The 14,029-nt window shown below is 64.0% G+C and carries 13 protein-coding genes; 9 read left to right on the top strand and 4 right to left on the bottom strand.

Annotated elements, in window-relative coordinates:
• The first annotated feature begins 1 nt into the window (after position 1).
• Positions 2–694, top strand: coding sequence for a TPM domain-containing protein (locus L0F51_RS16045; protein WP_234630160.1), 693 nt, complete (start codon positions 2–4; stop codon positions 692–694).
• 69 nt (positions 695–763) lie between these two features.
• Here L0F51_RS16045 and L0F51_RS16040 read toward each other — a convergent pair whose 3' ends face one another.
• Positions 764–1,222 (bottom strand): thermonuclease family protein, encoded by a 459-nt coding sequence (locus L0F51_RS16040; RefSeq protein ID WP_234630159.1) that lies wholly within the window; start codon positions 1,220–1,222, stop codon positions 764–766.
• Between the two features lie 162 nt (positions 1,223–1,384).
• Between L0F51_RS16040 and L0F51_RS16035 the strand changes: the two genes are divergently transcribed.
• Both L0F51_RS16035 and L0F51_RS16030 read left to right on the top strand, forming a co-directional pair.
• Positions 1,385–1,618, top strand: a complete 234-nt coding sequence (locus tag L0F51_RS16035) for a DUF4160 domain-containing protein (protein WP_164879511.1) — start codon at positions 1,385–1,387, stop codon at positions 1,616–1,618.
• A gap of 37 nt (positions 1,619–1,655) precedes the next feature.
• The gene (locus L0F51_RS16030) at positions 1,656–2,105 is read left to right on the top strand and encodes a hypothetical protein (RefSeq protein WP_234630158.1); all 450 of its coding nucleotides are present in this window, start codon (positions 1,656–1,658) and stop codon (positions 2,103–2,105) included.
• Between the two features lie 50 nt (positions 2,106–2,155).
• Here L0F51_RS16030 and L0F51_RS16025 read toward each other — a convergent pair whose 3' ends face one another.
• Positions 2,156–2,401: a DUF1674 domain-containing protein gene (locus L0F51_RS16025; RefSeq protein ID WP_234630157.1), complete on the bottom strand. Its 246-nt coding sequence runs from the start codon at positions 2,399–2,401 to the stop codon at positions 2,156–2,158.
• Between the two features lie 116 nt (positions 2,402–2,517).
• Positions 2,518–4,581 (bottom strand): methyl-accepting chemotaxis protein, encoded by a 2,064-nt coding sequence (locus L0F51_RS16020; RefSeq protein WP_234630156.1) that lies wholly within the window; start codon positions 4,579–4,581, stop codon positions 2,518–2,520.
• A gap of 426 nt (positions 4,582–5,007) precedes the next feature.
• On the opposite strand from L0F51_RS16020, the gene htpX reads away from it, so the two are divergent.
• The 4 genes from htpX to purH all read left to right on the top strand — a co-directional run bounded on the left by htpX (position 5,008) and on the right by purH (position 11,202).
• Positions 5,008–6,009, top strand: a complete 1,002-nt coding sequence (htpX, locus tag L0F51_RS16015; RefSeq protein WP_234630155.1) for a zinc metalloprotease HtpX — start codon at positions 5,008–5,010, stop codon at positions 6,007–6,009.
• Positions 6,010–6,323: 314 nt separating this feature from the next.
• Positions 6,324–7,790: an RsmB/NOP family class I SAM-dependent RNA methyltransferase gene (locus L0F51_RS16010; RefSeq protein ID WP_234630154.1), complete on the top strand. Its 1,467-nt coding sequence runs from the start codon at positions 6,324–6,326 to the stop codon at positions 7,788–7,790.
• 138 nt (positions 7,791–7,928) lie between these two features.
• Positions 7,929–9,545: a heparinase II/III family protein gene (locus L0F51_RS16005; protein WP_234630153.1), complete on the top strand. Its 1,617-nt coding sequence runs from the start codon at positions 7,929–7,931 to the stop codon at positions 9,543–9,545.
• Between the two features lie 52 nt (positions 9,546–9,597).
• Positions 9,598–11,202 (top strand): bifunctional phosphoribosylaminoimidazolecarboxamide formyltransferase/IMP cyclohydrolase, encoded by a 1,605-nt coding sequence (gene purH / locus L0F51_RS16000; protein WP_234630152.1) that lies wholly within the window; start codon positions 9,598–9,600, stop codon positions 11,200–11,202.
• A 103-nt stretch (positions 11,203–11,305) separates the two neighbouring features.
• Here the strand turns inward: purH and L0F51_RS20215 are convergent, their stop codons facing one another.
• Positions 11,306–11,980, bottom strand: coding sequence for a GntR family transcriptional regulator (locus L0F51_RS20215; protein ID WP_234630151.1), 675 nt, complete (start codon positions 11,978–11,980; stop codon positions 11,306–11,308).
• 236 nt (positions 11,981–12,216) lie between these two features.
• On the opposite strand from L0F51_RS20215, the gene L0F51_RS15990 reads away from it, so the two are divergent.
• Both L0F51_RS15990 and L0F51_RS15985 read left to right on the top strand, forming a co-directional pair.
• A complete protein-coding gene (locus tag L0F51_RS15990; RefSeq protein ID WP_234630150.1) occupies positions 12,217–12,939 on the top strand; it encodes an ABC transporter permease in 723 nt (240 codons plus the stop codon).
• A gap of 44 nt (positions 12,940–12,983) precedes the next feature.
• Positions 12,984–13,991, top strand: a complete 1,008-nt coding sequence (locus tag L0F51_RS15985; protein WP_234630149.1) for an ABC transporter substrate-binding protein — start codon at positions 12,984–12,986, stop codon at positions 13,989–13,991.
• The last annotated feature ends 38 nt before the right edge of the window (positions 13,992–14,029 follow it).

Here is a 14,029-nt window from a genome sequence, read left to right as displayed (position 1 = left end):
CATGGCCATTCTCGACCCCACCGAACACGCCCGCATCGCCGAAGCGATCCGGACGGCCGAACGCGGCACCTCCGGCGAAATTTTCGCCGTCGCTGCAGAGACGAGCGACAGCTATCGCTTCATCCCGCTTCTGTGGGCGGCGCTTGCCACGCTCTTTGCCGGCATTGCCGTCGCCTTCCTCTACCCGCTCGCCGAAGCCTGGCTCACCGCCCCCGCGCCCGGCAATGAATGGCTCGCGCAATCGCACGACCTCTGGGGCGACGGCCTCGATGCCCGCGTCGTGGCAGCCGGCGAGATCGTGCTCCTGATCCTTCTCGGGCTCCTCGCCTCGCTGCCGTCGCTCCGGCCTCTCCTGGTGCCGGAATTCGTCCGCCGCCAGCGCGCCGAGCGTCATGCCATGCAGCAATTCATGGCGCACAATCTCCACGGAACCGCAGGCCGCACCGGCATCCTGATCTTCGTGTCGCTGGCGGAGCGCTATGCGGCGATCATCGCCGATCAGGGCATCGACGCCCATGTCGACCAGAGCGTCTGGGACGAGATCGTGGCCGAGCTCATCGAGGACAGCCGCAAGGGTGCCCTGGCCGACGGCCTGGTGAAGGCGATCGCCGCCTGCGGAAAAATCCTCGAGGAGCATATTCCGGCGGGCCGGGAAAACCCGAACGAATTGCCCGACAAGCTCGTCGAAGTCTGAGCCCGACGCCAGAGATCGGGGCGGCCGGCCCAAGCCGCCGCCCCATCGCACATCCGCGCTGAAACGTCTTCAATCCGCCTTGAGCGACAGCTTTCCGCACCATCCGTCCCGGTGGCCGCCGGCATAGGCCCGCACCAGCCCCTCCTGCAGCAGCAGGGCGCCGAGATCGCGGCCCTTCGCATCGCGCACATCGGCGACGACCCGACCGCCATATTTGTCGCTCTCCACCTCGCTCAAGGTGACGGCGGGATCGGTGACGAGCGCGGCGAGCGCATCCGTCGCCGCCAGCGCCTGCGCCTTTTCCGCCGCGCAGCGCGCACGCAGCTCCGGCGCGTCGATGCCGCGCAGCCGCACCAGCACCCGCACCTCCTGGTCGAGCCAGATCGTCGCCCGCACCGCCAGCGTATCACCGTCGACGACCCGCTCCACCACCGCCCGGTAGAGCCCCGGCAGCTCGGAACCCGCCGCAGCCGGCAGAGCCGGCACGGCAAAAGCGAGAAGCGACAGGGCGAATCGATCTAGGAACATGTTCCTACAATAGCGGATGCCGGTTAATTGACAATATGCGAGCGGCTTTGGGGGTGCCCGCCGCTTGCAGCGATCGAGCCTGAAGCCCGCGACACCGAAGGCTCTGGACCCCCGCCTTCCGTCTGGAAAAATATGCAATCATTGCATAGATTGGGTCCCGACATGCCGACCGTTCAGGGCTTTGCGGCCTGCAAGCTGGTGATCTATGCGGATGACCATCTTCCCCCGCATTTTCATCTGAAGGGAAATGGCTGGTCATGCGTCGTCGATATCCGTTCGTTGCGGATCACCCGCGGCGGAGCACCTGCGGGCGCAACGAAAGAAGCGCTGGAATGGGCACGAAGGAACAAACCACTGCTGATGACGAAATGGGCCGAATACAATGAGCGCGATTGAGCCCCTGCCTCAGGCTCCCGCCCGGGATCCGCGGCCGATGCCCCGCCTTGCGAGCATTCGTCCGCTTGAGCGTCTCTGCGTGTCCGTGGCCTGGGCGGAAGGCTCGCGCCGGGGCCGTTCGGAGATCATCGACCTCTCCCCGCTGATCGGCCAGTTCAGAATTTATGCGCCGCTTCGCGACGACCCCGCCCTTTTTGCCGGCGTCGTTCTTGCCGATGATGGCGAGACGCTCGAATGGGACGGCGGCCGGATCGACATGCCGGCCACCAGCGTGGAACGCCTCGCGGAAGAGCAGATGACCGGCGCCGATTTCGAAGCATTCCTGAGGCGCAACAATCTTACCCGCCACGCAGCCGCGGCCGAGCTTGGCCGCAGTCTGCGAGCCATTCAGGGCTATGTCGCCTCGCAGAATTTGATCCCCCGCGTCGTGGCCCTCGCCTGCCGCGGTTTTGAAGCCGGCAAACGCGCCGGCCCGCCGTCCCCCTGATCAATTCAGGCCGATCAATCCAGACTGATCAATTCGCCCTGATCAGCCCGTCAGAAATCGATCGCCCGGCCTTTGCGCTCCCAGTCGCCGAAGCGCACCGGCTCGGGGCCTTCCCCGCCGTTGAACTCTTTTGCCCGGGCCGCCTCCGCGGCGGCGCGCGCCTCGGCCTCTTGTCTGCGGCGCTCTTCGGCTTCGGCGAGCGCCCGTTTGGCGGCCTCCGGGAGCTCGCGCCGCGGCGTCGCCGCCGTTTCGGCCTGAATTCCCTCTCCGGAAGATTTGTTCGGCGCCTCGTTCATCCGCGTCTCCGTCATCATCGCCTCGTCACTGAGCGATATCTAGCAATCCCGGCCGCTCATTTCGACCGACCGGGAAAGCTTCGGAGATCTTTTCGGTGAGGCGACGTGGCCGTCCCTTACGCGGCGCGCACATCCTCAAGAAATTCGCGCACCATGGCGCGCAGCGAGCCGGCATGCTGGTTGAGCTCCTCGGCCGCCGACAGCACCTGGCCGGAGGCGGAGCCAGTCTCGCCGGCCGCCTGCGTCACGCCGACGATGGTGCTCGACACTTCGGATGTGCCGGACGCCGCTTCGTGGACGTTGCGGGCGATCTCCTGTGTGGCGACATTCTGTTCTTCCACCGATCCGGCGATCGCGACGGTGACCTCGCTCACCTCCTGGATGGCGGTGACGATGTTCTCGATCGCCTCCACGGCGCTGCCCGTTCCGGCCTGCACGTCGCCGATCTGCCGGCTGATGTCCTCCGTGGCTTTCGCCGTCTGCGTGGCGAGGCTTTTCACCTCGGCGGCGACGACCGCAAAGCCCTTGCCGGATTCGCCGGCTCTCGCCGCTTCGATCGTCGCATTGAGCGCGAGAAGATTCGTCTGGTTGGCGATGTCGGCAATGAGATGCACGACCTCGTCGATTTTCTTCACCGAGACGGCAAGCCCCTGCACCACGCCGCGGCTCTGCTCGGCGCTGTCGCTCACCGTCTTCGCCATATCGGTCGATTGCTGCACCTGTCGGGCGATCTCCTGAACCGAGGACGACAATTCCTCGGCCGCGGCCGAAACGGTCTGCACATTCGTCGAGGCCTGTTCGGAGGCGGCGGCGACGGTCGTTGCCTGGCTGCTCGTTTCCTCGGCGATCGCGGACATGCTCTCCGCCGTCAGCTTGAGTGTCGTGGCGGACGCCCCGACCGTTTCGAGAATTCCCGAAACCGCCTCGTCGAACCGGGCATTGAGCGCCTCGATCCGGCTCGCCCGCTTTTCGCGCAATTCCCGCTCGCGGGCCTGCGCGGCGGCAAGCTCCTCCGCCTTGATCATGCTCGCCTTGAAATCGGAAAGGGCGCGGTTGATGTCGCCGATCTCGTCGCCACGGTCGGTATCGACGATCGGCGTATCGAGATGCCCGTCCTGAAGCGCACGGATGGTGCCGACGCTGCGTGCCAGCGGGCGCCGGATCATCCGGTGTGTGAGGAGCGCAAGCACTGCTCCAAGCAGCACCACCAGCGCCAACCCTCCGATCACAAGCCATTGCGACAGCTGGTGTGCCGGGCGCATGATCACGGCCTCCGGCACGGAGACGATGACCGCCCAATTGCGCCCGAAATCCTGGATCGGCGTCGGCACGATGACGTGAAGGATACCGGCATCGTCACGCACGAGCTGACGGGTTCCCTCGCTCAGGGCTTTTTCGATCCCGGGCGCCAGCTCCGGCTCCGTGTCGCTGACGGACTTGCCGAGATTTTCCGCTTCGTCCGTCGCCGTCCACAACCCGCCATGCGACACGAGGCGCACATGGCCGACATCATAAGGATGGATCGCGGCAAATTCCTTCGACAGGCCCGAAAGCTCGATGTCGACACCCGCCACGCCGACCGTCTTTCCATCCACGTCGAGCGGAAACGCGGCCGAAGCCAGCATGATGTCCTTGCCGTCGATCGTGTAGATCGTCGGGTCCGTCATGAAGGCCCGGCCGCTCTGGAAAGGCTCCTGATACCACGGCAGATCGGTGTTTCCCGCACTCGTCGCCTGCAGGCCGGCGCCGTAATTGTAGTAATAGGGTGCAAAGCGGCCGGTTGCGGTCTGCGTCTTGACGGCAGCCTGACCGGCCAGCTCTGCGTCGCGTCCGTCGAAGAGATTCGGCTCGAACACGGCCCAGGCTCCCGCGAGGGCGGCATCCCGCTCCATCAGCTGCTCCAGGACCCGCGTTGCGCCGGAGCGTTCACGGTATCCCGCCTCCATCAGCGCCTCGATTGAGCTGTCGAGCGTCTTGGCGGTCTGCATCATTCCGCCGAGCCGGCTGCGCACATTCTGCGCTTGCGCCTGCCCGGTCTCCTCCAGCCGCTGCGTTGCCAGCTCGTTGACCGAATTCGTGACGAAAGTTGAGACCGTGGCGATCCCGATGATTAAAAGAAAAGCGATGAGGCCGACGCTCGCCAGGGCGAGACGTAACCCGATCGACCGAAACTTCGACATGTAACCCCCTCGAGATGACGTTGCAGGACTTCGTTGAGACGGTTCGTGAGATTTTGCGGCGAGCCCGCTTCCCGCGTATTTGCCGAAAACCTGCTCCGCCCTGCCAATTCGCCCAAAACCGACCCTGCAACGGCGGCAACGTTCACAAGCTAACTGGTGCCGGGCTTGCGTGACGTTGCGTCAGAGATCTTGCCGCGGTGAAGCCAAACCGTATCCGCCGCCTTCCAGGCGCACGTCGAATGCTGCAAAATTGTGCAGAAGAACTCACCGACGTGCCCGCTGGAGACTGGGACGATTGCGTGGCGATGGCTTAAGAACCTGATTTGATGCGGCTTTCTCGGCCTTGGTCGAGTTGCGGATTGAAGCCGGCTCATCGACACCCAAAATATGCAGACACGCCATTTACGGGTCGGAGCAAACAAGACGATGAACATGATGAAGACGGCCATGTTGCTGGCCGCCCTGACCGCCCTTTTCATGGGCGTCGGCTATCTCGTCGGCGGTTCCGGAGGTGCCTTCATCGCCTTTCTCTTCGCCGCCGGCATGAACCTCTTTTCTTATTGGAACGCCGACAAGCTCGTCCTCAAAATGCACAATGCGCATGAGGTCGACGAACGTTCGGCGCCCGATTTCGTCGGCATGATCCGCCAGCTTGCGGAGCGCGCCGATCTGCCCATGCCGAAAGTCTATCTCATCGACAGCGACCAGCCGAACGCCTTCGCCACCGGCCGCAATCCGGAAAATGCGGCCGTCGCCGCGACGACCGGGCTGTTGCAGCAGCTCAGCCACGAAGAGGTGGCGGGCGTCATGGCGCATGAGCTCGCGCATGTGAAGAACCGTGACACTCTGACGATGACGATCACGGCGACGCTCGCCGGTGCCATTTCGATGCTCGGCAATTTCGCGCTCTTCTTTGGCGGCTCGCGCGACAACAACTCGCCTTTTGGGTTCGCCGGCGTGCTTCTCGCCGCGCTGACGGCGCCTTTCGCCGCGATGCTCGTGCAAATGGCGATCTCGCGCACGCGCGAATATTCCGCCGACCGCGACGGGGCGGCGATCGCCGGCAATCCGCTCTGGCTCGCCTCCGCGCTCGGCAAGATCGCCGGCTCGGCCAAACGTCGCCCGATGATGAGCGCGGAGCAGAATCCCGCCTCCGCGCATCTCTTCATCATCAACCCCCTGTCGGGTGCGCGCATGGACAACCTCTTTTCCACGCACCCGTCGACGGAAAACCGCATCGCCGCCCTGCAGGAGATGGCATCAGGCGGCGGCGGGCCGGCCATTCCGCGCCAGGCCTCTCGCCCCGCAATGGAGTCCGGCCCCGCCGCGCGCGGCCCTTCCGGGCCCTGGGGTTCGGCCGGCACGGGCCGTCCGAGCTCCGGCACGGTGCCGCAGACCGGTCGCAGACGCAGCGGCCCCTGGGGCTGAGTTTCTGGGGCTGAGTTTCTGGGGCCGATTCTTCCGGGCTGAGGTTTCCTGGCGCTGAATCCGCAAGGGCGTCGCGACGTCCGTGCGCAGAAGAAGGGCACGGACGAGAAGCCACAGGGACGGTGAGCCGGCCTTCGCCACCATCTTTTGACCATTCCTGCATGCGACACGCAGAGGGACGATTCGAACGGCGCCACCCGGGTGGCGCCGTCGCTTTGCGGCGCCCCTGCCGCAGAGCTGCGATACGGCGATGGCCAAGCGCTGGTCGCGCGGTTAGGAAGACAGGATGACGACAAAAAATCGGCGAGCCGCTCATGAGCGCTGACGAGGGCGCGCGTCGCGATGTCCGCGAACCGCATGACACGCAGGAAAGCCGCGCCGCATCCGGAGCACGGCCGCATCGCGCTGGAAAAGGCGCCAGCAAGAGCGGCGGCAAGTCGGGCGCCAAGGCAAGTGGAAGGGGCACCGCGCAGCCCGGCCCGCCGGGCCTTGCCGCACGCGATGCCGCGACCGCCATCCTCCTCAAAGTGGTGCGCGACGGCTCTCCGCTCGGTCCCCTTCTGGAGGCCGGCGGCGCGCCGGGCTTTCGTGCCTTGTCGGCGCAGGACAAGGGGCTCGTGCGGGCGATCCTCGATGCGGCGCTGCGCCACCGCGGCGCGATCGAGGATGCCATCCGAAAGCGCCTGGAACGCCCTCTCGACGAGAAGGCCCACCGCCTCTCCGCCCTCTTGCATCTTGGTGCCACGCAGATTCTTTATCTCGACGTTCCCGACCACGCGGCGATCAATCTCGCCGTGACGGCGGCCGGCCGCGACCGGCGCACCGCCAAGACCAAGGGGCTGGTCAATTCCGTGCTCCGGCGCATCGCGCGCGAGCGCAGCGAGATCTTGGCCTCCGCGGCTTCAGTGAACGGCGCGCCGGACTGGATGATTGCGCGCTGGGAGAAAAACTGGGGTCCGGAGCGCACCGCCGCGATCCTCGCCGCCCATGCCGACGCGCCCCCGCTCGATCTGACGGCGAAATCAGATCCCGCCGCCCTTGCGGAACGTTTGTCGGGCGATCTTCTGCCGAATGGCAGCATCCGTCTCGATCGTCTTCACACCGTCTCCAAACTCCCCGGCTACGACAGCGGGGATTGGTGGGTGCAGGATGCCGCCGCCGCAATCCCCGCGCGTCTCCTCGGGGATATCTCGGGCAAGCGCGTCGCCGACCTCTGTGCCGCACCCGGCGGCAAGACAGCGCAGCTTGCAGCCGCCGGTGCTCTCGTGACGGCCGTCGAGAAATCCGCCTCGCGCATGCGCCGGCTCAAGGGCAACCTCGAAAGATTGCGTCTCTCGGCGGAATTCGCCGAGGCCGACGTTTTTTCCTTCCAGCCCGCGGAATCCTTCGATTTTATCCTTCTCGACGCGCCTTGCTCGGCGACCGGCACCATCCGCAGGCATCCGGATCTGCCCTGGACGAAGCGCGAAGACGACATCGTGACGCTGCGCGAGCTCCAGCAAAAGATGCTGGCGCAGGCCGCTAACTGGCTGAAACCAGGCGGGATTCTCGTTTACGCCACCTGCTCGCTCGAGCCCGAGGAGGGCGAGGAGCAGGCCCACATCTTCACCAAGAGCCACGACATGTTCGAGCCGATGCCGCTCAAGACCGCGGAATTCCCCGAGCTTGAGGACTTTTCCACGCCTGAGGGTTTCTTCCGCTCGCTGCCTGGAATGGCGTTTGGTGGCGATCTTCGCGGCGTCGACGGCTTCTTCGCCGCCCGCTGGCGGCGGCTCAATTGAGCGAAAAAGCAGTGGGCGCGCGGTTTCCGGGCCTCTCGCCTCGCTTGCCAAGAATCGCAAACCCCGTTACGCGCCAATAATATGGCACCCCTGGCCTCGAGCGACCGATGGAGGCTGACGCTCTCACGCGCCGAACGCGTGAGCCGCCGTCTCCGCTTGGGCACGCTCATCGGAACACCCGCTTTCATTGGTGGCGGCGGCAGATCACAGCTTTTGATTGCCCCGCCCGACCTCCGAACCGCCGATCCGACGATCGCGGAAGAGGTCTATTCGGGCCGATTTTCCTTTGCAGGACAATGGGTTGAGACGAAGGGAAAATCACCCTTCGAAATGATCCCGCCAAGTTCGGACTGGGCCGAAGAGCTGCATGGCTTCGGCTGGCTGCGCCATCTGAAAGCGGCCGCGACGCCGGTTGCCCGCTCCAATGCGCAGGTCATCGTGCACGATTGGATGAGCGCCGAAAGGCGCCACCATGCCGTCGCCTGGGAACCGCCGGTGGCAGCACGGCGCACCATGTCGCTGTTGTCACAATCGGCGCTGGTGCTCGAAGGCGCCGACCACGATTTCTACCGCCTTTACGTGCGTTCCATGCTGCGCCACGCGCATTTCCTGCGCAAATCCTTCTACGCCGCCGAGCCTGGCCTGCCGCGCCTGCAGGTGGCGATTGCGCTTGCCATGGCCGGGCTGTGCCTGTCGCGCCAGGAGCGTCTCGCCAAGCGTGGGCTGGAGCGCGTAAGTCACGAGATTGGCGTGCAATTCCTGCCCGATGGCGGCCATATCTCCCGCTCTCCTGCGGCGATTTTGGAAGCGCTTCTCGACCTTCTGCCCCTGCGTCAGACGGTGGTCGCGCGCGGCCAGCACCCTCCGGAAGCGATCCTGGGCGCGATCGACCGCGCCATGCCGATGCTGCGCTTCTTCCGCCATGCCGACGGCGCCTTCGCCCAGTTCAACGGTGCCTCCGCAGGCGGCCGCGATCAGCTCTCCACCGTACTCGCTTATGACGAGGCGCTCGGCAAACCCGTCGCCTCCGCCCCCTATTCGGCCTTCGAACGCCTGGAAGCCGGAGAGGCGGCTTTGATCGTCGATGCCGGCCCGCCGCCGCCGCTCGCCTTCAGCGCCGAAGCGCATGCCGGCACCCTCGCCTTCGAATTCTCCCATAACGGCCAGCGCCTTATCATCAATTGCGGAGCACCCCGCGCCCGCTATGAAGCCTTGAGGCGCGCCGCTCGGCTGACCGCGGCGCATTCCACCGCAACGCTCGCCGATACGTCCTCCAGTCGATTGGAAACTGAAGGCGAGCGTGTCCTCCTCGTCAGTGGCCCGAAACGCGTCGAGAGAAACCGCCGCCAGGAAAAAGACGGCACGATTCTGCTCGAACTATCCCATGACGGCTACGCAAAGACGCTGGGTTTCGTGCACAGGCGCCAGCTCGTCCTCTCCGGCAACGGTCTCGCGCTGGAAGGACGTGACCTCTTCGAAGGCAACGGTTCGGAGCGAACCCCCTTCGACATCCGCTTTCATCTGGAGCCGAGCGTCGGGGTCGAAGTGCCCGAAGACACAGACATGCCGCCGCATATCGATCTCGTCCTCTCCGATGGGGCGGTCTGGCGCTTCACGGCCGATCAACCTCTGGCTCTTGAAGAAAGCACGATTTTTTCTCTTTCCAGAGGATCCGGCCGCAGCCTGCAGATTGTGGTGAGCGGCGAGGTCGGCGATGCACACGCTGTCGCCTGGAGACTTGCGCGCCTCGCCTGAGGGATTAAGACCGGACGCTCTTCCTTTCTTCGCGACGTCCCCGAGGCTCACCATGTCGGTTTCTTCCAAAAAGGGCTCTTCCGGTCCTGAACGCGTTGTCGTCAAACGCGCCCTTATTTCCCTGTCCGATAAGACCGGAGCGGTCGAGTTCGCCAAGGCGCTCGTCGAGGCTGGCGCCGAAATCCTGTCGACCGGCGGCACGGCGCGGGCGCTCAAGGAAGCCGGACTTCCCGTCAAGGACGTGAGCGAGATCACCGGCTTTCCCGAGATCCTGGACGGGCGCGTAAAGACGCTGCATCCGGCGGTCCATGGCGGGATTCTAGCGATCCGCGACGATTCCGAGCACCAGGCCGCCATGCAGGAACACGGGATCGGGCCGATCGATCTCGTCGCGATCAACCTTTATCCGTTCGAAGAGACGGCCGCCAAAAGCAGCGATCCGCTCGAGATCATCGAAAATATCGACATCGGCGGACCCGCAATGATCCGCGCCGCGGCCAAGAACGCCGCCTTCGTCGCCGTGGTGACCGATCCCGCCGATTATGGACGTGTCGCAGAAGCCGTTGTCTCCGGCGGCGTCGACAAGGCGCTGCGCCGCGAGCTTGCTGCAAAAGCCTTTGCACGGACCGGCGCCTACGACGCCGCCATCTCCAGCTGGTTCGCCGAGCAGTCGGAGACGCAGTTCCCGGAACGTATGGTGTTCGCCGCAACCCGCGCATCGGAACTTCGCTACGGCGAAAATCCGCATCAGAAGGCGGCGCTTTATTCCACCGACAAGAGCAAACCTGGTGCTGCGAATGCCTGCCTCGTCAACGGCAAGCCGCTGTCCTACAACAATCTGAGCGACGCCGACGCAGCCTTCCAGCTTGCCGCGGATCTCGATCCGGAAACGCCGGCGATCGCCATCATCAAACACGCCAATCCCTGCGGTGTCGCCGTCGCTGACACGCTGGCCGAAGCGCATGCCAAAGCGCTGATGTGTGACCCCGTCTCCGCCTATGGCGGGGTCGTGGCCGCAAACCGGCAGCTGGACGAGGCGGCGGCCAAGGCCATCACGGCTCTCTTCACCGAGGTCGTCATCGCGCCCGACGCCGACGAAGCGGCGCTCAAGATCCTCAAGGCAAAGGCCAATCTCCGTGTGCTCCTGACGGGCTCCGCCATGCCGGCGCCAGGCATGATGGTCAAGTCGATTGCCGGCGGCCTTCTGGTCCAGGAGATCGACGCCGCGCAAGTCAAGATGGCGGATCTCAAAGTGGTCACGAAGCGCGAGCCGACCGAACAGGAACTTGCCGATCTGCTCTTCGCCTTCCGCATCTGCAAGCATGTGAAGTCGAACGCGATCGTCTATGCGAAGGACGGAGCGGCTGTCGGCATCGGCGCCGGTCAGATGAGCCGGGTCGATTCCGCCCGCATCGCCGCCTGGAAGGCGCAAGAGGCGACGCGCGCCGCCGGGCTCGAAGATGCTCTGACGCGTGGCTCCGTCGTCGCCTCGGATGCCTTCTTCCCCTTTGCGGATGGCCTCCTGGCCGCCGCAGAAGCGGGCGCCACGGCCGTTATTCAGCCGGGCGGATCACTGCGCGACCAGGAAGTGATCGACGCAGCCGACGAGGCGGGCCTTGCGATGGTGTTCACGGGGCTTCGCCACTTCCGGCATTGATCACGACCAATGGCGAAAACGTCATAGAATGCAGGCGGGTCACATGAGCCGCCTGCAACGAAAAGATGGGCTCCACGTCGGGCGCACCGCGTACCGAGGCGATCTATTCGGCCGCGGCGACCGTATCCTGGAACGCTTCTTTCGCCGCCTGTATAGCATTGTCGATATGCGCTTCGGTCCGACGCCGGGCTGTGACGGCATCCTTTTGCAGAAGCGCGTCGGCAATATCGGAGAGTTCGGCCACCATTTGCGCGGTGCGTCCCGGGCGTGACAGCGACGTCCCGCGCAAAAGCCGGATGCGGCCATGAAGGTTGCGCAACACTTCCTGCAGCACCTTGTTTCCAGACCCTACCGAAAGTGCCGAGTAAAAGCGGTTCTTGGCGTCGAGAAGCCCTTCGGTATCGTCCGCCGAGAGGGCCGCATGCAGATCAGAGATGATGCGCCGCAGTTTCACGCGCTCTTTCTCACTGGCCGTTGAAGCGAAGAGCGACGCCGCCAACCCCTCGATCTCCCGACGCACCACATAGATCTGCATCGCTTCCTCGGGCGTCAGCACAGTTACGGCGATCCCGCCGCGAGGAAGCGGCCGCACGAGCCCGTCCGATTCCAGAGCCCGGAGCGCTTCCCGAACGAGCGGACGGCTCACTTCGAGGGTTTCGCAGATCTCTCGTTCGATAAGCCGATCACCCGGCAGCAGGTCACCCTTTTCGATTGCTCGACGGAGAAACTCCTCCGCCTGGCCCCTGACCGGAGCGACGACACGCTGGATTCTGCTCACGGCTTCATCACCTCGCTTGCAATCTGTGCAGCAACGTACACCTTATCGAGCGTTATGTCATCTTGTCTGACAAACAGTTTGACAATCAATTTGAGATCGTTTCCACTTACACAAAAGATACAAAATTCGTCTCAGAGGATGACAGGATGAGTTCCCCTCGCTCCAACTCGTCAACGGCAGCGACGCAGTCCCAGCCGAAGAGTGCCCAGCGCAAATCCGCTTTGTCACGGGACACGATGATCAGGATCATCACCGCTGTGATCCTGATCGGCGCGTGGGAAATTTTCGGTCATTACGGCAACCCACTCCTAGTCGCCGTGCCCAGCGATGTGCTCGCGGCCACCTATGCGCTCGCAGCCGATGGCGAACTGTTCACCGCCACGGCGCAATCCATGTCGAGCTTTGCCGTCGGCTTTACGATTGCAGCTGTCCTGGGGGTGATCATTGGCGTCGCGATGGGATTGAACCGAACGACGGAAATCGTTCTCGATCCTTACATCAACGCGCTCTACTCGATGCCACTCATCGCGCTCGTTCCCTTACTCATGCTTTGGGTCGGGGTCGGCTTTCTGTCGAAAGTGGTGATCGTCGCGCTCTTCTCGATCTTTCCCGTGATCATCAACACCTTGTCGGGCGTGCGCAATGTCGAGAAGAGCTATCTCGACATCGGCAAGGCGTTTGGCGCCGGGCGCTGGATGACCTTCCGTCGGATCATCATGCCCTCCGCGGTGCCCTACATCGCCTCAGGAATGCGCCTTGCCGTGAGCCGCGGCATCATCGCGATGGTCATTGCAGAGTTCCTGACGTCGATCGCGGGGCTCGGCGGTCTGATCATCAACTACACAAACCAGTTCGAGACGGCGAAGGCGTTCGTCCCGGTCTTCCTCCTGGCCATTATCGGCAACATCCTGACCTTCGCCGTCAAATGGCTGGAGGAGCGTCTCGGCTCGTGGCGATAACGCCCGGGTCGAATGCGCCACAAGCAACAAGAGGAACAGACAGCATGAAATATACGCTCGGTTGGGCAAGGTCTTTCGCCTTGTCCGCAACGCTCGCGGCAGGATTTATGGGAGCCACGGCGGCCAACGCCGCAGACACGGTTCGGCTGACCCTTCCAGCCAAGATGTTTTTGAACCTGGTCGAATTCGTCGCTCAGGATAAAGGCTTCTACACGGACCAGGATCTCGATGTGGAATTCACCCATATCGCCGACAGCTCGGTGCCCATCCGCACCCTGATTGCCGGATCGACCGACATCATCGAAGCGGGCATGTCGGAAACACTCGTCGCAGCGGCCAAGGGGGCCAAGGTCAAAACCGTCGGTGGCGTTCACAACGGCCTGCACTACGCGTTCTGGGTACGGCCAGGCGCCGGTGTGGAGAGCATCAAAGATCTTCCCGGCAAGAACGTTGCCATTTCGAGCCCCGGCTCGCTGCCGCATGTCGTGACCCTCGCCCTGCTCCACAAAGCCGGCGTGACGGATGAGCAGATCGACACCATCAACTGGGTCTCCTTCAAAGGGTCGAGCGCAAGGCTCAACGCCGTGATTTCCGGCTCGGTCGATGCCACCGTCGCGTCGTTTTCACCCGAAGTCGAACGCAGCGGCAAGGCAGAGCTTCTCTCCATCGTCGGCAAGGATTTGCCCGATTATGTCATGATCCCCTGGGACACCAGCGACGACATGATCGAGAACCGGCGCGACATCCTTAAGCGCTTCATCAAGGCGGAACTCCTCGCCGCCCGCTTCGTCTTCGACAACAAGGATGAGGCGCTCGCCGTCGCCAAGCAGCATTTCGACTATTCCGACGAGGACCTTGATGCCTTCTACAAATTCTACACCGAAGGCGGCATCTGGGATCCAAACGGCCTGATCAGCGATAATGCGGCCGAATACATGCAGCAGCTGAACGTCGACACCGGCCTGCAAGCTGAGGTGCTGCCAGCAGATCGCGTCGTCGACCAATCGGTGACGCAAGAGGTTCTCGAGGACATCGGGCGCTACGAGCGCTGAACATCGAATACCCGAAGGGCGGAACAAGCCGCCCTTCG

Source organism: Afifella sp. H1R (assembly GCF_021462425.1).
Taxonomy (GTDB): Bacteria; Pseudomonadota; Alphaproteobacteria; order Rhizobiales; family Afifellaceae; genus Afifella; species Afifella aestuarii.
Note: the sequence above shows the minus strand (reverse complement) of the source record. Positions and strands in the feature narration are given on the sequence as shown.